This window comes from Sphingomonas arantia (genome assembly GCF_042682045.1).
GTDB classification, from domain to species: Bacteria; Pseudomonadota; Alphaproteobacteria; order Sphingomonadales; family Sphingomonadaceae; genus Sphingomonas_R; species Sphingomonas_R arantia.
Genome location: NZ_JBHUGS010000005.1, coordinates 172,282 through 192,276 on the forward strand (window position 1 = coordinate 172,282; position 19,995 = coordinate 192,276).

A 19,995-nucleotide genomic window follows, 5' to 3' on the forward strand; every position below is an offset into this window, starting at 1 on the left:
TCACGCCTCCGCCGAGGCCGCATAACCTTCACGCAGCGTCTTCTTGTCGATCTTGCCCGTGCCCAGCTTCGGCAGCGGCTCGGTCGAAAACCAGATCCGCTCGGGCAGCTTGAACCGCGCCAGCCGCGCCGCCAGGAACTCGGTCAGGTCGTGCTCGGTCAGCGATCCCGGATCGGTCAGGTGAACCACCGCCGCCGGCACCTCGCCCAGCCGCTCGTCCGGCAGCCCGAACACGCACGCCTCCGCCACCGCCGGATTGGCATAGATCGCCGTCTCGACCTCCTGGCAGCCGATATTCTCGCCGCCGCGGATGATGATGTCCTTCGCCCGGTCGACGATGAACAGATAGCCGTCCGGATCGAGATAGCCGATGTCGCCCGTCAGGAAATACGGCCCGCGAAACGCCGCCGCGGTCGCGGCCGGATTGTCCCAATATCCCCGGAAGTTCGCCCGCGACCGGATCGCGATCTCCCCGCGCTCGCCCGGTGCGACAGGCGACCCGTCCTCATCGAAAATGGCAACATCGGTGAACGGTGCCTGCGGCTTGCCAGTCGACGCGGGCTTGGCGGCATAGTTGTTGCGGAAATTGGTGCATCCGACCGCATTCGTCTCGGTCAGCCCATACCCAAGCATCGGCGCGCTGCCCGGAAAGCTCTCGATCAGCCGCGCGACATGCGACACCGGCCGGGCCGCGCCGCCCGCACCGATGTCGAGCAGCGACGACGTATCGAACTTGTCGCGCTCCGGATGCTGCATCATCTCGAGGCTCATCGTCGGCACCCCGACGAAGTATGTGACCTTCTCCGCTTCGACCAGGCGCAGCGCCTCGCCCGCATCCCATTTGCGCATCAGCACCATGGTCCGCCCGATCGCGAAGCTATTCAGCATCACCGGCACCGCCCCGGTCACATGGAACAGCGGCACCGCGACCAAAGTCACCGGCGGGTTGGGCGGCGGCCGCCCCTCCTCCACCATCAGGTGCAGCAGCGACGCGGTATAGGCCAGGAACGTATAGGCCCCCGTCACGACCGCGATATGCTGCGACACCGCCCCCTTTGCGCGCCCGGTCGATCCGGACGTGAACAGGATCGTCGCGTCGTCCTCCGGCGCCACGTCCGGCAGCGCCGCGGCCGCGATCCCGTCGAGCAACGGATCGAGCGCCTCGGCCAGGTCCGCTTCGATCGGCAGGACGATCGTCGGCACGGTGATCCCCGCCGCCGCCATCCGCCGGCCGCGCTCCGCATCCGCGACGATCAGCTTGGGCGAAACCAGCGCGATCGCCCCGGCCAGCTCGTCCGGCTGCCACCAGCCGTTCACCAGCGTCGCGACCGCCCCGGCCTTCACCACCGCCATGTAGAGCGCGATCCAGGCCGGGCAGTTGCGCATCGCGATCACGACGCGGTCGCCCTTCTCCACGCCCCATCTGCCGCAGAACGCCGCCGCCGTCCGGTCCGACCAGCCTGCCATGTCGCCGAACGTCAGCCGCTCCGCACCCGCGACCACCGCCGTCTTGTCGGCGTGCGCCGTACAGAAATGCCCGAAGAACGCCGCCAGCGTCGCCGGCGCGCTGGTCACCACCGCGTCGCCCGGAACCAGCGGCCCGACCCCGTCCGCCGGCCCGGCGATCAGCGGCCCGTGGGGCCCCGTAATCCCGCTGATCGCCGTTTCCAGACGGATGTCGAGCTCGCTCGCCATAACATTCTCCCGCTCTCTTTTCGTTTCTCGTTCCACCCTTTATGAGGGCCGAAATCGCCGGGGAAAAGCCTTGATCCTGAACCTCCTCGCCGACGCTACGGCAGCCTTGGATTTCTCTTCGCTCGGGCTGTCCCCGATCGCACTGGACCTTGGAACCTGGCGGATCGGCGGCCTCTCCCTGCACCCGCAGGTCCACTGGTACTCGCTCGGCTACATCGCCGGAATCCTGTTCGGCTACTGGTATCTGACGCGGCTGCTGCAGCATCCCGGCGCCCCGATGGCGAAGCGCCATGCCGAGGATCTGGTGTTCTACGCCACCATCGGCATCCTGGCGGGCGGGCGGCTCGGCTACGTCCTGTTCTACAAACCGGAGATCCTGCGCAACCCGATCGAGGTGCTGTATCTGTGGGAGGGCGGCATGTCGCTCCACGGCGGCCTGCTCGGCACGATCATCGCGATCCTGCTGCTCGCGCGGAAGAACGGGCTGAACGCGCTGCGCGTCTGCGACTATGTCGCGGTCTGCACGCCGCCGGCGCTCGGGCTCGTCCGGCTGGCGAACTTCGTCAATGGAGAGCTGTGGGGCCGTCCCACAACGCTGCCCTGGGGCGTCATCTTTCCACGGACCGGCGACGGCATCCCGCGCCACCCGTCGCAGCTTTACGAGGCCGCACTCGAAGGCGTGCTGCTGTTCATCGTGCTGAACATCCTCTTCTGGAGGACCGACGCGCGCTACAAGCCCGGCTTCCTCGTCGGCAGCGGCCTGCTCGGCTACGGGATCATCCGCTTCCTGATCGAACTGGTGCGCCAGCCTGATGCCGGCCTCGAACATCTTAGCTGGGGGCTGACCATGGGCCAGACGCTCAGCGTGCCGATGCTCGCCGCCGGGCTCTACCTGATCGCCACTGCCGCTGGCCGGCGCGTCCGCGTCGAACCGATCGCCGGGAGTGAGAGCGTCGCCTGATACGCTCGCCGAAACGTTGGCGGCGCGCATCGCCGCCGACGGTCCCATGCCGCTAGACCGGTGGATGGACGCCGCCAACACGCATTATTACGCGACGCGCGATCCGCTCGGGCTGGCGGGTGACTTCACGACCGCCCCCGAAATCAGCCAGATGTTCGGTGAACTGACCGGCCTCTGGCTCGCCGACCTGTGGGACCGCGCCGACCGCCCGCCCGCCGCCTATGTCGAACTCGGCCCCGGCCGCGGCACGCTGGCGGTCGATGCGTTGCGTGCGATGCGCAAGGCCGGGCTCGTCCCCACCGTCCACCTCGTCGAAACCAGCCCCGCGTTGCGCGCAGCACAGGCGGCCCGGTTGCCGGACGCGGTCTGGCATGACGACGTCACCACGCTCCCGACGGACCGCGCGCTGCTGGTCGTCGCCAACGAATTCTTCGACGCGCTCCCGATCCGACAGGCGGTCCGCACGGCGGACGGCTGGCGCGAACGCGTCGTCACCCACGGCCCGGACGGCTTCGCCTTCACGCTTGGCGGTCCGGTCTCCGGCGCAGACGCCCCCGACGGCACCATCGCCGAAACCCGACCCGCCGCCGAGCCGATCCTCGCTGCTCTTGCCACCCGGATCGTCCAACAAGGCGGCACCATGCTCGCCATCGACTATGGCTACCGCGACCCCGCGCACGGCGACACGCTCCAGGCGGTCCGCGCCCACGCCTTCGCCGACCCGCTGGTCGACCCCGGGGAGGCGGACCTGACCGCCCATGTCGATTTCACCGCGCTCGCCGCCGCGGGCGCTCCGCTCACCGCGTCCGGCCCGGTCGATCAGGGCGAATGGCTGCTCCAGCTCGGCATTGCCGGTCGCGCGGCCACCCTCGCGCGTGGCACGCCGGCACAGGCGGATGCAATCGCCGCCGCCTATCGCCGCCTCACCGCGGCCGATGCGATGGGCCATCTGTTCAAGGTTCTTGCGCTCACTGCCCCGTGCTGGCCCGAGCCCGCCGGTTTGCGAGCCTAGCGACTCGCTTGCCAGCACCCGCGGAAACAGGGACCATGTCGGAAACACCGACGGAGACGGATCATGGACCCCGACGACCTCAAGACGCAGGCAATCGCGCTGCACGACCGTTTCACGCACGAAACGCATGACCGCCGCGCGTTCATGGCCGATCTCGCCAAGCTGGCCGGCGGATCCGCTGCTGCCGGCGCGCTGCTCGCCACGATCGGCGCAGACCCCGCCGCCGCCGCCATCATCCCCGCCGACGACCCCCGACTGAAGACCAGCAACGTCCGCTGGACGGTCGCCCCCGGCCGCATGATGTACGGCTACATGGCGCTGCCCGCCAAGGCGCGCGGTCGCCAGCCTGCCATCATGGTGATCCACGAGAATCGCGGCCTCAACGACTATGTCCGCGATGTTGCACGCCGCGTCGCGCTCGCCGGCTATGTCGCCCTTGCGCCAGACTTCCTGTCCACCGCCGGCGGCACCCCGGCCGACCAGGACGTCGCCCGCGACATGATCGGCAAGCTCGACCTGCCGCGTATCGTGCAGGACGGTGTGGCGACGCTGGCCTGGATGAAGGGCAACCGCTACGCCACCGGCAAGGTCGGGGTCGTCGGTTTCTGCTGGGGTGGTGCAATGGTCAACCGCCTCGCGGTTGCGGGCGGCGATGCGCTGTCGGCCGGCGTCGCCTATTACGGCCCCGCCCCCGATCCGTCGGAGGCCGCGAAGGTCAAGGCGGCGATGACGCTCCACTATGCCGGGCTCGACGAACGCGTGAACAAGACGGCACAGCCGTGGGTCGACGCGCTGAAGGCGGCCGGCGTCCCCGTCCAGGCCTATTTCTACCCCGGCGTGAACCACGCTTTCTACAACGACACCTCGGTCGACCGGTACGACAAGGCCGCCGCCGACCTGTCCTGGCAACGCACGCTCGCCGCGTTCAAGGCCGCGCTCGCATGACCGGCCTCACGCTCTACACCAACCCCATGTCGCGCGGCCGTATCGCGCGCTGGATGCTGGAGGAGGTCGGCACGCCCTATGATCGGGTCGTGCTCGGCTATGACGGCGCGATGAAGGACCCGGCCTTCCTCGCGCTCAATCCGATGGGCAAGGTCCCGACCCTCCGCCACGGCGAGACGGTCGTCACCGAAACCGCGGCGATCTGCGCCTATCTGGCGGACAGCTTCCCGGACGCCGGGCTTGCCCCGCCGCCGGCTGACCGCGGCGCCTATTATCGCTGGCTGTTCTTCGCCGCCGGTCCGTTGGAGGCAGCGATCACCAACGCCTCGCTTGGCGCGGACTTCGGCACGGACAAGACGGCATCGCTCGGTTACGGCACGCTCGCCACGACGCTCGGCACGCTGGAGGCAGCGCTCGCCGATCGCGACTATCTCGCCGCGGACCATTTCACTGCCGCCGATCTCTATGTCGGTTCGCATCTCGGCTGGGGCATGATGTTCCGGACGATCCCGGCGCGGCCGGCCTTCGAACGATACCGCGATCGGCTTTACGCCCGTCCCGCCCACCTCCGCGCCGCGGCGCTGGACGATGCCGACATGCCGCCACCCGCCTGACACGAAAAGGCCCGGCGGATCGCTCCGCCGGGCCTCATATGCTCTCGGTTCAAACAGCGATCAGCGACGATCGCCCATGAAGTTGAGCAGGAAGGTGAACATGTTGATGAAGTCCAGATAGAGCGTCAGCGCACCCATCACGACCGACTTGCCCATGAAGTCGCTACCCTGAACCTGGAAATACATGCTCTTGATCTTCTGCGTGTCGTAGGCGGTCAGGCCCGCGAACAGGAGCACACCGATCGCGCTGATCGCCATCTGCATCGCCGGCGACTGCAGGAAGATGTTGATGACCATCGCGATCAGCAGGCCGACCACGCCCATGATCAGGAACGTGCCAAAGCCCGACAGGTCCTTCTTCGTGGTGTAGCCGAACAGGCTCAGACCGGCGAACGCACCCGCGGTCGCGAAGAACGTCGTTGCGATCGAGGTGCCGGTGTAGACGAGGAAGATCGTCGACATCGACAGGCCCATCACCGCCGCAAACGCCCAAAACGTCGCCTGCGCGGCGGTCGTCGACATGCGGTTGATGCCGAAGCTCAGCACCATCACGAACGCCAGCGGCGCGAAGATGATCAGGTAACGCAGCGGCGTCGCCATGACCTGCGCGGCCAAGCCGCTCGACGCGAAGCCGAGCGCGACCAGACCGGTCAGCAGAACACCGGACGCCATGTAGTTGTAGACGGACAGCATATAGGACCGCAGGCCGGCATCGCGGGCCGCGGACGTGTCCCGGCCTGCCGAGCGCGGCACGGCCGTCGTACGGGGGTCAGACCAATTCGCCATTGCGATAAACTCCACTGTGGGTGCGAAACGCACCGCTACTCATGGAATATCATCCTCCTGCACCCGATTTTCAAGCGGCGTCGCCTGGTTCGACATGTCAAATCATTGCTGGCGCCCCGGCGGGCCGGCGTTGTCACTATCACTTTACGAACACGTCAACCTGGCCCAAACCCGTGTCAGGCGACGGCATGATCGCGACGGGAGAGCATGATGGAGAACGACGCGCGGCCGGGCGGCTACCGTTGGTATGTGCTCGGCCTGTTCACGATCGTGTACGCGTTCAATTTCATCGATCGCCAGATCGTCACCATCCTCGCGCCGTATCTAAAGGCGGATCTCGGCCTGACCGACGCGCAGATCGGCCTGCTGTTCGGCACCGCCTTCGCGCTGTTCTACGCGCTGTTCGGTCTGCCGCTCGCCCGGCTGGCGGATGGCTGGCACCGCGTGCGGACCCTCTCGATCGGCCTGGGCCTCTGGTCGGCGATGACGGCCGTGTCCGGTACCGCCGGCAATTTCGGGCAGCTCGCGCTCGCCCGCGTCGGCGTCGGGATCGGTGAGGCGAGCGCCAGCCCGTCCGCCTTCTCGATCCTGCAGGACTATTTCCCCAAGGCCCAGCGCGCGACCGCGCTCGCGATCTACTCCAGCGGCATCTATCTCGGCGCCGGTGCCTCGCTGATGATCGGCGGCCATATCGTCGCGACCTGGGACCGGCTGTTCCCGGCAGGCACCGCGCCGTTCGGGCTGGCCGGGTGGCAAGCGGCCTACATGGCAGTCGGATTGCCCGGCCTGCTGCTCGCGCTGCTCGTCGTCACCACGGTGCGCGAACCGGTCCGCGGCGCGATCGACGGCCACCCCCATCCGGGCGAACCGCACCCGTTCCGCGCCGCCTTCCGCGAACTCGGCACGCTGTTTCCACCGTTCAGCATCCTGACGTTGCGCCGGCTCGGCGCCCGCCCCGCCGCGATCCGAACGAACCTGATGATGCTTGCCGCCATCGTCGTCGCGGCGATCCTGATCGTCTGGGTCACGGACGGCCTGCTCGCCCCGGCGAAGCGCGCCGCCATATTCCGGATCGGTGACACCGCGATCACGACGAACATGGTGCAATGGACCGCGATCGCGATCGGCGCCTACGCGGTGGCCTCGTGGATCCAGTCCGTCCGGTTGCGCGACCCGACCACCGCCAGCCTCATGATCGGCTCACCCAGCTTCGTCGCGGTCGCGGTCGCCGGCGGGCTGCTCAGCTTCGGCAGCTACGGGCTCAGCGCGTTCATCTACCTCTACGGCACGACCTATCTCGGCATGCAGCCGGCCGACGGTTTCACCATCGGCGCGATCGCCGCGGTCGCGGGCGGGCTTGGGACAATGCTGGGCGGTGTGATCGCCGATGCCGCCCGGCGCCGACATCCGGCCGGCCGCCTCTATGTCGCTGCCAGCGCCGCCGCAATCTCCGCCGTGCTGACCGTAGTGCAATATCTGACCGCCGACCTGGCGACCTTCTACGTCCTGAACTTCGCGGCCACGCTCTGCCTGACGATGTGGCTGGGCCCGACCTTCGCCACCGGCCAAGACCATGTCCTGCCCCGGATGCGCGGCACCGCGACCGCCGTCCAGTTCCTAGGGATCAACCTGATCGGCCTCGGCCTGGGGCCCTACTGGATCGGCTTGGTGAGCGACATCACGGGCAGTCTGCGCGTTGCGATCATGACAGCGGTCGTGCCGATCCCGATCGTCATTGCGCTGTTCCTGTTCGCCGCGCGCCGCCTGTCCGCCGCCGAAGCCCGCGTGGCCAACCTTGCGGCCGCCACGCGGTAATCCATCAGGCCGCGGTCACGACGCCGCACGCAAGCCGCGCGCCACTGTTGCCGGACGGGTCGGTCCGGTAATCGTCCGCCGCCGCATGGATGATGAGCGCCGCCCCGTCCGCATCCATCAGCGGCGAGGTACCGCCGGTCAGCATTGCGCCCGGCACGGTGGCCTCGACCCGGCCGGTGCCGTCCGCACCGATCTCGATGTTGGGCAGGTCGCCCGAATGCGGTCCGACGCCCGAATCCTTGCCATGCTTCATGGATGTCGGGTTCCAGTGCCCGCCCGCCGTCGTGAAGTCCGGGGCGTCGCAGCGCCCCGTCGTGTGGAAATGAATCCCCTTCGGTCCAGGCGTCATGCCCATCGCGGACACCGTCAGCATGAGTCCGTCAGGTCCCTGCCGCAACGTTGCCATGCCCTTCGGCGCACCGGACGCATCCATCAGCGCCACCTTGGCAGCCGCCTCTGCCGCGCCACCCCGCTCCGATGCCACGCCACTGCCGTTCGTCGCGCACCCGCTCGCACCCAAACCGATTGCAATCGCCGCACCCAAGACCAGTTTCCGCATGTCACACTCCCTGTGTTGCTTCACCGGCTCAACGTACCGCAAGCGTGCTTGCTCCGTCGGGGCAGTTTCCGGAACCAGACAACGCGGGGCGTCCAGGGAGTAAGGCTGCCACTCAGCCATAAGAGGCTCCTCGGGTCGACCGAGGAGCTCAGCGCTTGTTCGTATCGGCAGCGCGAAACACTGTGCGTAACCCGACCGGATCTAATGCAGGACCTTCGAGACGGGATTTGAAGCCCATCCCCGGACCCAGCTTCCGGACCCAGCTTCCGGACCCAGCTTCCGGACCCAGCTTCCGGACCCAGCTTCCGGACCCAGCTTCCGGACCCAGCTTCCGGACCCAGCTTCCGGACCCAGCTTCCGGACCCAGCTTCCGGACCCAGCTTCCGGACCCAGCTTCCGGACCCAGCTTCCGGACCCAGCTTCCGGACCCAGCTTCCGGACCCAGCTTCCGGACCCAGCTTCCGGACCCAGCTTCCGGACCCAGCTTCCGGACCCAGCTTCCGGACCCAGCTTCCGGACCCAGCTTCCGGACCCAGCTTCCGGACCCAGCTTCCGGACCCAGCTTCCGGACCCAGCTTCCGGACCCAGCTTCCGGACCCAGCTTCCGGACCCAGCTTCCGGACCCAGCTTCCGGACCCAGCTTCCGGACCCAGCTTCCGGACCCAGCTTCCGGACCCAGCTTCCGGACCCAGCTTCCGGACCCAGCTTCCGGACCCAGCTTCCGGACCCAGCTTCCGGACCCAGCTTCCGGACCCAGCTTCCGGACCCAGCTTCCGGACCCAGCTTCCGGACCCAGCTTCCGGACCCAGCTTCCGGACCCAGCTTCCGGACCCAGCTTCCGGACCCAGCTTCCGGACCCAGCTTCCGGACCCAGCTTCCGGACCCAGCTTCCGGACCCAGCTTCCGGACCCAGCTTCCGGACCCAGCTTCCGGACCCAGCTTCCGGACCCAGCTTCCGGACCCAGCTTCCGGACCCAGCTTCCGGACCCAGCTTCCGGACCCAGCTTCCGGCAATCTGGCGCGGACGCAACAAAAAAGGCCGGCCCCTTGGGGGACCGGCCTCCTTTGTTCGCTGTCCCCACCAGAAGGCGGGGACAGGAAATCACATGCCCGAACCCGGACCGTAGGTGATTTCGACGCGACGGTTCTGCGGCTCGCGCACACCATCGGCGGTTTCCACCAGCGGGCGGCTCTCGCCGAACGCTTCGGTCGTGATCGAACCTTCGCCGATGCCCTTGCCGGACAGGTAGGACTTCACCGCGTCTGCACGACGCTGCGAAAGGCCGACGTTGTAGCGATCCGAACCCGACTTATCGGCGTGACCTGCGAGCATGACCGAAGCCGAACCCGAAGTCGCGAACGCCTGAGCGGCGTTGTCGAGGATGGTTGCCGCTTCCGGCGTGATGTCCGACTTGTCCCAATCGAAGAACACGATGAACGGACCGGCCGGGATCGGTGCGACCGGTGCAGGTGCGACTGGCTCAGGCGGCAGCGGCGCAGGCGCCGGAGCCGGCTCGACGGGCGGCGCTGCTGCCGGTTCGCCGAAGTTGAACACGAGGCTGGCGAGCAGCGAGTGCGAGCGGAAGCGACCTTCTGCTTCCTGACCGTTGCCACCGGTGTAGCGCAGGTTGTCGACGTTGAAGAAACGGTACTTCAGACCGAAATCAACATTGTCGGTGACCGGGTAACGCACGCCGGCAATTGCCTGCCATGCGAAACGCGTATCGCTGTCGTCGATGGCATTGATGCCGCCGTTGAAGCGATAGATGTTGGCCGAAACGCGAGCGATACCCGCGCCGCCGCCGACATACCCGTTCAGGCCGTCGTCGGCACCGAAATCGAGCAGACCGTTGACCATGAAGCTGAGCGCGTCGGTCGAACCCGAACGCTTGCTCTCGTAACGGCCGTTCGGCACGCCACCGAAGCTGTTCGCGAGGCCCGACTTGGTCAGGGCTTCGTTCTCGGCCTTTTTGTAGCCGACTTCGCCTTCGATGCGGACCGGACCGAAGTCGTAGCCCACGATGCCGTCGACGTCGAAACCATATTCATGGTCGACGCTCAGGCCGTTGTTGACAGTACCGATATCGAACTTCGAATCTTCGACGAGCATCGCGCCGCCTTCGACACCAACATACCAGGCGTTGTCCTTCGCCATGGCAGGCGTCGCGAGCGCCGTGGTAGCAAGCGCGACCGTAATGGCCAGCTTACGCATATAAATCCCCTTTCGTTCGTGTCCCGGAAGGAACCCGTGGTTTTCCTAACTAACCCGACCCCCCCACGCAAGCGTACTGGACCCGGAAGCGTTGCAAAAAGGCAACGTACGCACCAAAAGTGCCACGCTTCCATCCTGCAGACGAGGCCCTTAACACAGCAATGGTTGATCAGTTTCCCACCCGACGAAAAAAAAGAGCTACGTGGTAATTAGGCCATGGTTTCGCAGGGCCGTCAACACCGCCCGTAACGTCGAACGGCCCTGAATATCCGCCATTTCTCCCCCCTCCGGGTCCGCAATCGCCGGCTGTTGCGCACCGACCACGCGCACGCCGGCCACGGCCACACCGCCGGTCGGAACCGGTCCGCTACTCCACACGGCACCCGTCCAGCGCGCGTGTAGCCCCTCGTCCACAACCCAGGTCACCATCCCCGGCGTCGGCGCCACGAATCGCCACCCCCCATCGGTCCAACCCGCGATCTGCCCCCGCCTGTCCGCCCAGACCCCCGTTCCGTCCGCCGGAACCACCCATGCGCGCCCGACCTGCGGATCGTCCGGCGGCACGGCGAGCGTCAGCGTCTCGACCACCGGGTGCAGCACCATGTCCACGATCGCGAGCGCCTCGTTATGCGTCACCCCCTTCTGCGCCTGGCCCGCGACGATCGCCGGCAATCCAAAACGCGCAGTTGCATCCGCCATATCCGTTCTCCCCATGTGCATCAGAACAATACGGTCCGCCGGGTCTCGTCCGACACACTCGACGTCCCGAGTTGCGCGACCGCAAAGACGATGCCCGCAGCGTCGCGACGACCGTCCTCCGCCTGCATCGCGACGGAATAGTCCCATGCGGGCGAATCGACGGTCACCGTCCGCATCGGGCCATCGGCGCCGAATAGGGTGAGGCGGTATCGCTCCACCTCCCCCCCAACGGCGCATCGATGCCGTCCGTCCAGGTCCAGCCGTCCCGGCTGCGACGGATCCAGCGCAGGGCGATCGCGCCGTCCGTCCCCCGAGTCGCGTGGAGGTGGACCGGCGCCGGCGGCCGCAGCACCCGACCGCTGAACCCCCGAATCTGCTCCACCGGCTGCGCGTCGCCGATCCCGCTCGCCAGGATCAGCGCGTCCGACCCGACCGCGCTCGCCGCCAGCGTCATGGTCGCCAGCCGGTCCGGTTCGATCAGCACGAACGGTTCGTCGTCGGCATGGCCGACAATCGCCCCCTCCGTCCCGTACCGTCCGCGCAGCAGCCGCGTCAGCCGGAACCGCGCGACACCAACCTGCTCAACCGCGCCGAACTGGATCAGCTCGTCCCCGACCAACGCCAGGTTCGCGCCGTTCAGCATTGCGGCATCCGAGCGCCCCTCCAACGTCATGCCGTCGTTCAGCAGCCGCACCTCAATCGCGGTCCGCAGATCGAACAGCGCGGATCCCGCCGCCGGCGTCGCCATCGCGACCCGCCCGATCGTTGCCCGCGGCGCGGTCCGCCCGATGAGGCTCAGCGTCGCTCCCCCGTCGAGGCTGCCCGACAGCATCGCCGCGCGCCAGCCGGCAGACACGCCCGCAGCCGCGACATGGATCGCCCCACCGCTCGCCACGCCCGGCACCCCGGCGGGCAGTTCGAACGGCACGATCGTCGTGGCCCCGTGCGGCCGATCCGCCTGCATCACCGCCCGCCCCGGTACGCCCGCCACCCGCGGTGCCGCCCCCGCCCCGGCCGGCTCCGCGACCAACCGCAGCTCCACCACCATCCGGTCGACAGTCACGCCGGCCACTCGCCAGTCGCCACCGATCGCCGGCACATGCACCGTCGCACCCGGACCGATCGCCATATAACGCCATGGCAGCCGCACGACCGCCTCGCGCCGCGCGGCCCAGTCCGCCGCCAGCCGCCGCTCCGCGATACTGCGCGCCACCGCCGCCGCCAGCACCGCGGGCAGTTCCAGCGCCATCACCCGCCGCCCGACACCGCCCCGCCCGGCGCGTTGCAGCCCCGCCTGATAATCGCGGTTGATCTCGTAATACGCGACGGTCACCGCGTCCGACACGGTCCCGGCCGCGCGCTGATCCCGCTCCAACCTTACACCACCCACCGCGCCGGCGGCCGCACCGATCGCCGCGGAAGGCAGCGCGACCGCCACCCCCGCCCCCTCGGTCAGCACCAGCACGCCGTCCGCATCGACCAGCACGGACGGCACCGCCGCCGACAATGTCTCCACCGCCCCGCGCACGCTGTCCCCGCTCGCCGCATAGCCGAGCACCGTCGTTACGGTCCGGTCCACAATAGCACCGTCCGACAACGCCGCCGCCACCGCGCCGATCGTGACCGGCCCGTCGTCCGCTTCCACCTCGAAACTCAGCGAGGGGATGCGGTTGCCGTACGCGGCCAGCTGCATGTCCTCGAACACGACATAGGCTAGCCCGCGATAGGCCGGCGTCTCCCCGACACCTTCAACGGCCGCAATCAACGGATCCGCCGCCTGCCCCTCGCCCCCGTCATGAAAGCGGAACCCGGTCGCCCCCTTCCAGTCCCCCGCCGCCCCGCGCAGCAGCGTCCCGTCCGCCCAGATCCGCCCCACCGACCGTAACCGCCGCGCCGACAGCGCCACCGCGAACGATGCGGCATAGCTATAGTGTGTCGTCCCCGGCTGCCCCTTTCCCCCGCCGCTCCGCGTGCCCGTCTCCTTCAGGTCGGTCGCCCAGATAACCGTGCCCGCCACGCGCATCCGCCCGAACAGCTTCGGGATCATGCTGCCATAGGACGATGTCTGCACGCTGAGGTCGCCCAGCCGCGGCCCCCGCCCGCCGCCACCGCCCAGCACCGCGCCGTCGATCCGGTTGCCGATCAGCGCGCCCACCGCACCACCGATCGGCCCACCCACCAGCGTGCCGACCGTCGTCAGGACCAATGTCGCCATCGCCTATACCTCCCCGAACTGCCAGCTGGCGACGACCGGCCACGGCACCGCCCCCGGCACCGCGACGATCCGCCCGATCCCGGCATCGGCGTGGACGAACCCGTCCGCCGTCCGGATCACCAGATGGAACTGCCGCGCCCCCGCCTCGACCAGCAGGACCGCGCCCGGCCCCGGCACGTCGGTCCGCACCAGCCCCACCGCATCGACCAGCGCCGCCACCGCCTCCGCCGTCCCGCCGCGCATCGCATAGCGCGCCGGCACGCGTTCCAGCGGCAACTGCCCGGCAAAGGCGATCAGCCCGACACAGTCCAGCCCATACGCCGGCACGCGCCCCTGCGCACGAAACCGCACGCCGACGCAGGCCCGCGCCCGCGCGATCACATCGTCGCCCATGTCATTCCCCCGGATATCGTGTCAGCAGGTCGTTGCCCGGCAAATGCGGCTCCCCGCGAAAATTCACCGCGTTCCCGAACCGCACGCTGCAGGTCGCCAGACTGCGATCGCACCCCTCGGTCAGCTCGACCCGGTCCCCCACGACCGTCCCGAACGGCGGCGGATCGCGCAGGAACAACGTGCCCCCGTCGCTCCACGCGATCTCGCTCGACAACCCGCTGCCCGCCCCGTCCAGCCAGCGGATCCGCCCACCGGTCCAGCGATCCGCGTGCCCGCCCCCATCCGGCACCGAAACCGTCTGCGCATCGGTCACGCCAGCGATCACGCTCATCGCCACCCGCCCGGCCATGTCGACCCGACACCGCCGATCGCCCAGCTCGGCCCGGCATTCCGGCGACGTCCGCTCGACCACCGGCCGCTCCAGCACCGCCGTCGGCCCGCGCAGCTCCGCCTGGAACGCGCCGTCCCGCGTCGCGACATCGCCGATCTCGCCCCGCGCCAGCGCCACCGAACCGCCGTCCGGATCGCCCCAGTCGACCGCGAACAGCCGCACCGCCGCCCCGTCCCACCGCCCCGCATCGAGGTCCGCTGCCGATATCCGGTCATGGGTCAGCGCGCCTCCGACATCCAGCGTCTCGACCGCGAACCCCGCCTCGCGCGCCACCGCGGACGGCACCATCCCCGGCGCCGCGGCATAGATCATGCCGTCCACCATCAGGTCGCGGTCGTGCCCCGTGAACCCCAGGCTGATCCCGTCCCGCCGGTCCAGCCGCCAGCAAAAGGCGACGCGCGTCAACTCCGGCTGCAACCAGTCGGCCATGCGCTCTCTCCTTCAGGTTTCGCGGATCTCGATCATCGGCACCGACGCCATCTCACCCGCCAGATAGGTCGCGCGCGACACGTCGATCCGGTCCTCCGCGAACCGCACCGGCACGTCGAACCGGAACCCAGCGGTCACCACAGCACCCACCCCCGGCGCGGCGTCGAACACGACCGTCCCGCCCGTATCCAGCGTCCACCCGCCGATCAGCGCCGCGCCGTCCACGCCGACCCGCACGCTGCCCGCCACCGGCCGCGTGATCCGCCGCATCTGGCTGTCCTCCCCGTCGCCATAGGATTTGATCAGCGCGAACCGCGTCGTCTTCCCGTCGCCGACCCCGATCCGCTGGTCGCGATACGCCGGCGCATCGGTCATCCCCGCCGAACTGTCGTCATACGGATCGCGCAGCCGGAACCCCTTCGCCGCGCCTCGTCTCGCGCGGAAGAACGCGATCAGCGTGTGCGCATCCGCGTCGGATCGTACCCCCGGCCCGGCATCGTACCGCATCCGCGCCTCCGCCCAGTCCGCGTTGCGCTGCTCGTGCCCGGACGCACTCGTCACCACCGCGGTGGAGAAGCTCGGGCTGACACTCGCCTGCCGCCCCAGTGCGATGGGAAAATCCACATCGTCGAACGGCGTCATCGCCTCTCCCTCCGTATCCCAATGGACGAACCCGTCGCGCGCCACCTGCGGCAGCGCCCAGATGAAGACGTCCGCGATCCCCCGCGCCCGCCCGGCCTCCGCGGCCGTATCGATCGCGCGCCACTCGGCCGACGCCTCGCGGTTCAGCACGAAGCCCGAAAAATACTGCTGCTCGTCGATCGGGTACCCCAGTCGCGCGGTCATCGCGTCCACGCCGCGCGCGGTCGCCCCGCTATTGCCGGTCGTCACCCAATCATAATCCTCCAGCTGGAGGACATCGAACGCTGGCCGCGCCCACCCCACCGGCACGTTGGCACGCCGCAGCTCGGGCGCCGCCCGGTCCAGCACCGTCGGCAGATAGACGAGCAACGCGACCCGGCACCCCGGCGCCTCCGCCCGCACCGCGTCGCGCAGCGCCAACGTCGATGCCGCCAGCAACGCCCCCGCCTGTTCGAGCATCGCGCGCTGCGCCGCATCCATCGGCATCACCACATCCGCGATCGACACGAGGCCCGCGCCGAACGCCGCCCGCGCGGCCGCATCGTACAGGCATGGCTGCCCGCCCGGCGCGACCCACCACCACGGCTCCCCCACCTGGAACCACGGCTCCAGCTCGGCCGCCACCGCGATCCGCACGAACGCGCGCGCCACCTGATGGAGATACTTCATCGCCCCCTCATGCGCGGGCGACAGCAAGGTCGACGGCGGCACCCACCCGGTCAGCGCCGGCGCGCCGCCCTCCGTCCGCTGCTTCCAGTCGCCCCACGCATGCGCATCGAACAGCTCATAGCTCAGCGACAGGATCAGCCGATATCCCAACGACTTGCACCGCATGGCGAAGTCGCGGTGCCAGCTCTCGCAAGCGACGTTCAACACACCGCCCCGCAAGCTGACGAGCAGGTTATTCCCGGCCTGCTCCAGCCGAAAATAATGGCTCATCCCGACATAGTGGTTGATGACCTCGCGGTACCCCAGCAGCACCGCGTTGCGCAGCACCCGCTCCGGCGTCAGGTTGTACGCGTCGTCATACCCGGTCGCGATCCGCATCGCGTGCGCCGGCACCATCGCATCGCCCAGCGCCAGCACGGACCCCGCCCCGTCGCACCGCATGTCGGAGATCTCGACCCACCCCTCGGCCGGTGTCGCCAGCCTCCCGCCCGCCGGGTCATAGTCCGGCGCCACCAGCGAGACGAACATCCGGTCGATATCCCCCGCCCACACCGGGTCCGCCTCCCCCGGCAGCAGATAGCCGCCGTCCAGCTTCGCGAAATCGATCGACACAACCGCGTCCTGCGGATCGCCCACCGCATAGTTCCACAGCCGCACATACCAGGCGCGCGCCTGCCCCGCCGCATCGCGCCCCTCGATCGTCAGCGTCGGCCCGTTGATCGCATCCAGCGCGCGAATGCCCCCCGACCGCCACCGGAACCGCAACGTGCATTCACGATAATCCCGGTCCGTCTCGTAACTTGCGAGCGGATGATCCCACCGGTCCTCCGATGCCCAGATCAGCCCGGCCAGGTCGTCGCGGTTGTAGAACACCGCATCCACACGCAACGCATGCGGCCCCGTCGTCACGACCGACGCCATTACCGGCCGCGGAAAATCCACCGTCCAGAACCGCACGTCGAACCGCTTGAGATACCCCGTCTCGGTCCGCTCCGAAGCCAGTCGCCAGCCCATCAGGACCTCCATATTAGAGCAACACGCCCCCTCTCCCCACCGGGGAGAGGGTTGGGGAGAGGGGCTTTTCTAGGTGAAGCGCCTTTAGGGCTTACGCCTGCGATCTCACCGCTCAGCCGCAGCCAGCGCAGTCCGCACCGCGCGCGCCACCTGCCGCGAGGACCGTGCCAGCGCCTCCGGTGCAGCCCCCGCCGCCACATTCACCGAGATCGCCACTCGCACCTCCCGCGCCGCCTCCCCTGGCACAGCCGCCGCCGCCCGCACCTGTCCACTGCTCGTCGGCACGAATAGCTCCGGCCCACGCTCGCCCACGACATAGGCCGCCCCCGGCGACACCGGCCCACCCGTCGCCCGCCCCGGCAGCCCGGCCACCGCCCCGACCAAAGTCGCCGCCACCGACGCCAACCCACCGCCGCCCTTCGACCCACTACCGCCAAGCACCGAAGCGATCCCGCCCGACACCGCCGCCGCCGCGATCTCGCCCAGCACCGCCAGCGCGCTGCGCTTCAGGTCGTCGAACCCCAGCTTCCCCGTCCGCACCGCCCGGGCCAGCGCCGTCTCGATCGCCCGCCCCGCCCGGTCGGCATCGCGTTCCAGCGGCGACGCCAGGCTATCGCGCATCGTCGCCACATCGCGCGCGAACCCGGCCGTGTCGGCGCGCACGCCGATCACCAACCGTTCGATCTCGTCATCCATCTGGATCCCTTTCCTGCATCGCGGCCAGCTCGCGCGGCCCCAGCGGTTCGTCCGTGTCGCCCGCGATCACCGCCGCCAGTGCCGCAAGCTCGGCCGGCGTCGCGCGCCAGAACCGCTTCGGACCCCAGCCGAACAGCACCCCCGCCTGCCCCGCCATCCGCACCGCCGCATCGGCGAACGACGCGCCTTCCCCCCTCCCTTTCAAGGGAGGGGCCGGGGGTGGGTGACCCAAGCGCAACGCGCCGAACGTCATCTCACCGCCCCTGCAGGATCTGCAGGATCAGCGTGCGCAACGCCGGCGTCACCGCCGCCAGCCCCGCCTCCAGGATCGCCTCGCCCACCCGCTCGCGCGTCAGCTCGGGCCCGCGCTCCGCCACCACGTGCCAGAACAGCGCCGCGATCTCCGCCAGCGACAGCGTCCCCGCCGCCGCCCGCTCGACCAGCGCGAACAGCGGCCCCAGCTCGCCCTCCGCCGCAACCAGCGCCTCGAAACTCGGCCGCAGCGTCAGCGCCGCACCGTCGACGGTCAGCGCCGCCTCCCCCCGCGCGGGGTTCACGACGATACCACCTGGCCTGAGGATTCCAGCGCAACCGTATAGGAACGCTCGCCATTATAGTCGCCGGAATAGTCCAGCCGTGCGACCAGGAACCGCCCGCGCAACCGCTCGCCACTTTCGAAGCTCAGCTCGTAATCGTCGAGCAGCCCGGCCAGCGCATTCGCCTTCAGCCGCGTCTCCGCTGCCGATCCGGTGAACACGCCCGCCCCCGCCACCGACACCGATCGCACCCCCGCGCCGGACAGCAACTCGCGCCACCCGCCCGACGCCTTGCTCGTGATCGCCACCGCCTCGCCGTTGATCGACAACATCGTCGTCCGCATCCCCGCCACGGTCGCATAGACCGGGCTCGCCGCCCCATCCCCGACCTTCAGCAGGAACGCACTTCCCTTTTCTACCGCCATGTAAGACCTCCCGCTAACCAGTTGAAACAGAAAGCCCCTCCCCTTCAGGGGAGGGGTTGGGGTGGGGCCGACCTCTTCAAATCGATAAGGTCGAAGGCGTAGAACTCACCCCAGCGAAACCGTCCGCACCCGGTACTCCACCAGCCCAGCCCAGGGCCGCCCCGCATCGCGCACCAACCGCGCGCGCAGGAAAAGCAGCCCCACGATGCTGTGCCCGGCCAGCTCGCGCGTCATCTCCTCGATCGCGCCCTCCGCCAGCGCCATCAGCGCGTGGAGCCGCGACGGTCGCCCGCCCTCGTCCCACAACACCACCGCGATCCGGTGCTCGCGCCCCTCCAGTCCCTTCGCGCCCCAGGCCGAGGTCGTCGCCTCGCCGATCGCCGCATAGGGCAGCTTCGCCCCCGCCGGCGGCCCGTCGAACACGCCCGTCACCCGGCCGCCCAGGCCCGCCCGCAACGCCGTCACCAGCGCCGCCTGCACCGCTCCCGCCGCATCGCTCATGTCGCATCCTCCCCGATCATGCCCCGCAGGTCGCGCAGCCGCACATCGTCCAGCATCCGCCGCGACAGCCCGCGCCCCGCCAGCGTCACGCCGTCCGCCGCGCCCACCACATCCAGTTCCGGAAACACCGCCCGCAGCCGCTCCGCGACCCGCGCGATCACCTCTCGCTGCCGCCGCAGCGCGATCCGCTCGACCCGCGTCACGGTTCTTCCTCCGCAAACAGCGTGATCCGGTCCGGCATCCGCGGATCGGCCAGCACCCGCACCACGCGCAGCTGCATCGCAACCCGCCCGATCCGGTCCCCCACCGCGACATCACAAGGCCGCATCGCGATCCGCCAGCGCCGCTCGCCGTCCGGCACGCACCCCGCCCACACCGTACCCACCAGCGTGAACACCCCCGACACGCCGCCCTGCGCATCGCGCGCCGGATCGCCGCGCAACACGGTCACCCGCTCGCGCAGCAACCCGGCCAATCCCGCCGCGCTCACAGCCGCATCTGCCTATAAGGCCGCCACAACGCCGCCACCACCGCGGGCGGCCCGGCATCGTCATCGCGGTGCGCATGGAAATGCGCCGCCAACCGCACGATCCCCTGGGCCACCGCGGCCGGCACCTCGCCGTCAAGCGGCGCCCCCAGGAACCGCTCCGCCACGCCTTCCGCGGCCGCGACCAGCGTCGCGATCAACGCATCCTCCGCGTCCGTCTCCAGGCGCAGATACGCCTTCACCGCGTCGATCCCGACCGCTGCCATCCCACCCCTCCCCACGATAGATCCGTCCGGTCC

23 protein-coding genes are annotated in these 19,995 nt (G+C 69.3%); 5 read left to right on the forward strand and 18 right to left on the reverse strand.

Features of this window, described 5'->3' with window-relative positions:
* On the reverse strand, positions 1-1,695 hold the full coding sequence (locus ACFSGX_RS15860; RefSeq protein WP_380931291.1) for a class I adenylate-forming enzyme family protein: 1,695 nt from the start codon (positions 1,693-1,695) through the stop codon (positions 1-3).
* Positions 1,696-1,765: 70 nt separating this feature from the next.
* Between ACFSGX_RS15860 and lgt the strand changes: the two genes are divergently transcribed.
* The 4 genes from lgt to ACFSGX_RS15880 all read left to right on the forward strand — a co-directional run bounded on the left by lgt (position 1,766) and on the right by ACFSGX_RS15880 (position 5,227).
* On the forward strand, positions 1,766-2,656 hold the full coding sequence (gene lgt, locus ACFSGX_RS15865; RefSeq protein ID WP_380931292.1) for a prolipoprotein diacylglyceryl transferase: 891 nt from the start codon (positions 1,766-1,768) through the stop codon (positions 2,654-2,656).
* 46 nt (positions 2,657-2,702) lie between these two features.
* Complete coding sequence (locus ACFSGX_RS15870; RefSeq protein WP_380931624.1) at positions 2,703-3,668, forward strand: class I SAM-dependent methyltransferase; 966 nt, start codon at positions 2,703-2,705, stop codon at positions 3,666-3,668.
* 63 nt (positions 3,669-3,731) lie between these two features.
* On the forward strand, positions 3,732-4,613 hold the full coding sequence (locus ACFSGX_RS15875) for a dienelactone hydrolase family protein (RefSeq protein WP_380931293.1): 882 nt from the start codon (positions 3,732-3,734) through the stop codon (positions 4,611-4,613).
* Positions 4,610-5,227 carry a glutathione S-transferase family protein gene (locus ACFSGX_RS15880; protein WP_380931294.1) on the forward strand — a complete coding sequence of 206 codons (618 nt, stop codon included), beginning with the start codon at positions 4,610-4,612 and terminating at the stop codon, positions 5,225-5,227. The genes ACFSGX_RS15875 and ACFSGX_RS15880 overlap by 4 nt, the downstream gene beginning before the upstream one ends.
* Positions 5,228-5,287: 60 nt before the next feature.
* Here ACFSGX_RS15880 and ACFSGX_RS15885 read toward each other — a convergent pair whose 3' ends face one another.
* Complete coding sequence (locus ACFSGX_RS15885; RefSeq protein ID WP_380931295.1) at positions 5,288-6,013, reverse strand: Bax inhibitor-1/YccA family protein; 726 nt, start codon at positions 6,011-6,013, stop codon at positions 5,288-5,290.
* 207 nt (positions 6,014-6,220) lie between these two features.
* Between ACFSGX_RS15885 and ACFSGX_RS15890 the strand changes: the two genes are divergently transcribed.
* Positions 6,221-7,828, forward strand: a complete 1,608-nt coding sequence (locus ACFSGX_RS15890) for an MFS transporter (RefSeq protein ID WP_380931296.1) — start codon at positions 6,221-6,223, stop codon at positions 7,826-7,828.
* Between the two features lie 4 nt (positions 7,829-7,832).
* Here ACFSGX_RS15890 and ACFSGX_RS15895 read toward each other — a convergent pair whose 3' ends face one another.
* The 16 genes from ACFSGX_RS15895 to ACFSGX_RS15970 form a co-directional block, all read right to left on the reverse strand.
* On the reverse strand, positions 7,833-8,387 hold the full coding sequence (locus ACFSGX_RS15895) for a superoxide dismutase family protein (RefSeq protein ID WP_380931297.1): 555 nt from the start codon (positions 8,385-8,387) through the stop codon (positions 7,833-7,835).
* A 1,102-nt stretch (positions 8,388-9,489) separates the two neighbouring features.
* Positions 9,490-10,599, reverse strand: coding sequence for an OmpA family protein (locus tag ACFSGX_RS15900; RefSeq protein ID WP_380931298.1), 1,110 nt, complete (start codon positions 10,597-10,599; stop codon positions 9,490-9,492).
* A gap of 198 nt (positions 10,600-10,797) precedes the next feature.
* The gene (locus tag ACFSGX_RS15905; RefSeq protein ID WP_380931299.1) at positions 10,798-11,298 is read right to left on the reverse strand and encodes a DUF2793 domain-containing protein; all 501 of its coding nucleotides are present in this window, start codon (positions 11,296-11,298) and stop codon (positions 10,798-10,800) included.
* A gap of 20 nt (positions 11,299-11,318) precedes the next feature.
* Complete coding sequence (locus ACFSGX_RS15910; RefSeq protein ID WP_380931300.1) at positions 11,319-11,474, reverse strand: hypothetical protein; 156 nt, start codon at positions 11,472-11,474, stop codon at positions 11,319-11,321.
* On the reverse strand, positions 11,462-13,513 hold the full coding sequence (locus ACFSGX_RS15915; protein ID WP_380931301.1) for a GTA baseplate fiber-binding domain-containing protein: 2,052 nt from the start codon (positions 13,511-13,513) through the stop codon (positions 11,462-11,464). The genes ACFSGX_RS15910 and ACFSGX_RS15915 overlap by 13 nt, the downstream gene beginning before the upstream one ends.
* Positions 13,514-13,516: 3 nt before the next feature.
* Positions 13,517-13,906 carry a peptidoglycan endopeptidase gene (locus ACFSGX_RS15920; RefSeq protein WP_380931302.1) on the reverse strand — a complete coding sequence of 130 codons (390 nt, stop codon included), beginning with the start codon at positions 13,904-13,906 and terminating at the stop codon, positions 13,517-13,519.
* A gap of 1 nt (position 13,907) precedes the next feature.
* Positions 13,908-14,726 (reverse strand): DUF2163 domain-containing protein, encoded by an 819-nt coding sequence (locus ACFSGX_RS15925; protein WP_380931303.1) that lies wholly within the window; start codon positions 14,724-14,726, stop codon positions 13,908-13,910.
* Between the two features lie 12 nt (positions 14,727-14,738).
* Complete coding sequence (locus ACFSGX_RS15930; RefSeq protein ID WP_380931304.1) at positions 14,739-17,051, reverse strand: DUF2460 domain-containing protein; 2,313 nt, start codon at positions 17,049-17,051, stop codon at positions 14,739-14,741.
* A 105-nt stretch (positions 17,052-17,156) separates the two neighbouring features.
* Entirely contained in the window at positions 17,157-17,747 is a 591-nt protein-coding gene (locus ACFSGX_RS15935; RefSeq protein ID WP_380931305.1) for a tail tape measure protein, read from the reverse strand.
* Positions 17,740-17,952 (reverse strand): phage tail assembly chaperone, encoded by a 213-nt coding sequence (locus tag ACFSGX_RS15940; RefSeq protein WP_380931306.1) that lies wholly within the window; start codon positions 17,950-17,952, stop codon positions 17,740-17,742. Before ACFSGX_RS15940 ends, ACFSGX_RS15935 begins: the two co-directional genes overlap by 8 nt.
* Before the next feature lie 49 nt (positions 17,953-18,001).
* Positions 18,002-18,310 (reverse strand): gene transfer agent family protein, encoded by a 309-nt coding sequence (locus ACFSGX_RS15945; RefSeq protein WP_380931625.1) that lies wholly within the window; start codon positions 18,308-18,310, stop codon positions 18,002-18,004.
* Positions 18,301-18,708, reverse strand: coding sequence for a phage tail tube protein (locus tag ACFSGX_RS15950; protein ID WP_380931307.1), 408 nt, complete (start codon positions 18,706-18,708; stop codon positions 18,301-18,303). The genes ACFSGX_RS15945 and ACFSGX_RS15950 overlap by 10 nt, the downstream gene beginning before the upstream one ends.
* Before the next feature lie 105 nt (positions 18,709-18,813).
* Positions 18,814-19,209 (reverse strand): DUF3168 domain-containing protein, encoded by a 396-nt coding sequence (locus tag ACFSGX_RS15955; RefSeq protein ID WP_380931308.1) that lies wholly within the window; start codon positions 19,207-19,209, stop codon positions 18,814-18,816.
* Positions 19,206-19,412: a hypothetical protein gene (locus ACFSGX_RS15960; protein WP_380931309.1), complete on the reverse strand. Its 207-nt coding sequence runs from the start codon at positions 19,410-19,412 to the stop codon at positions 19,206-19,208. The genes ACFSGX_RS15955 and ACFSGX_RS15960 overlap by 4 nt, the downstream gene beginning before the upstream one ends.
* Positions 19,409-19,699 (reverse strand): head-tail adaptor protein, encoded by a 291-nt coding sequence (locus ACFSGX_RS15965; RefSeq protein ID WP_380931310.1) that lies wholly within the window; start codon positions 19,697-19,699, stop codon positions 19,409-19,411. The genes ACFSGX_RS15960 and ACFSGX_RS15965 overlap by 4 nt, the downstream gene beginning before the upstream one ends.
* Positions 19,696-19,962, reverse strand: a complete 267-nt coding sequence (locus ACFSGX_RS15970; protein WP_380931311.1) for a head-tail connector protein — start codon at positions 19,960-19,962, stop codon at positions 19,696-19,698. Before ACFSGX_RS15970 ends, ACFSGX_RS15965 begins: the two co-directional genes overlap by 4 nt.
* Positions 19,963-19,995 lie beyond the last annotated feature (33 nt).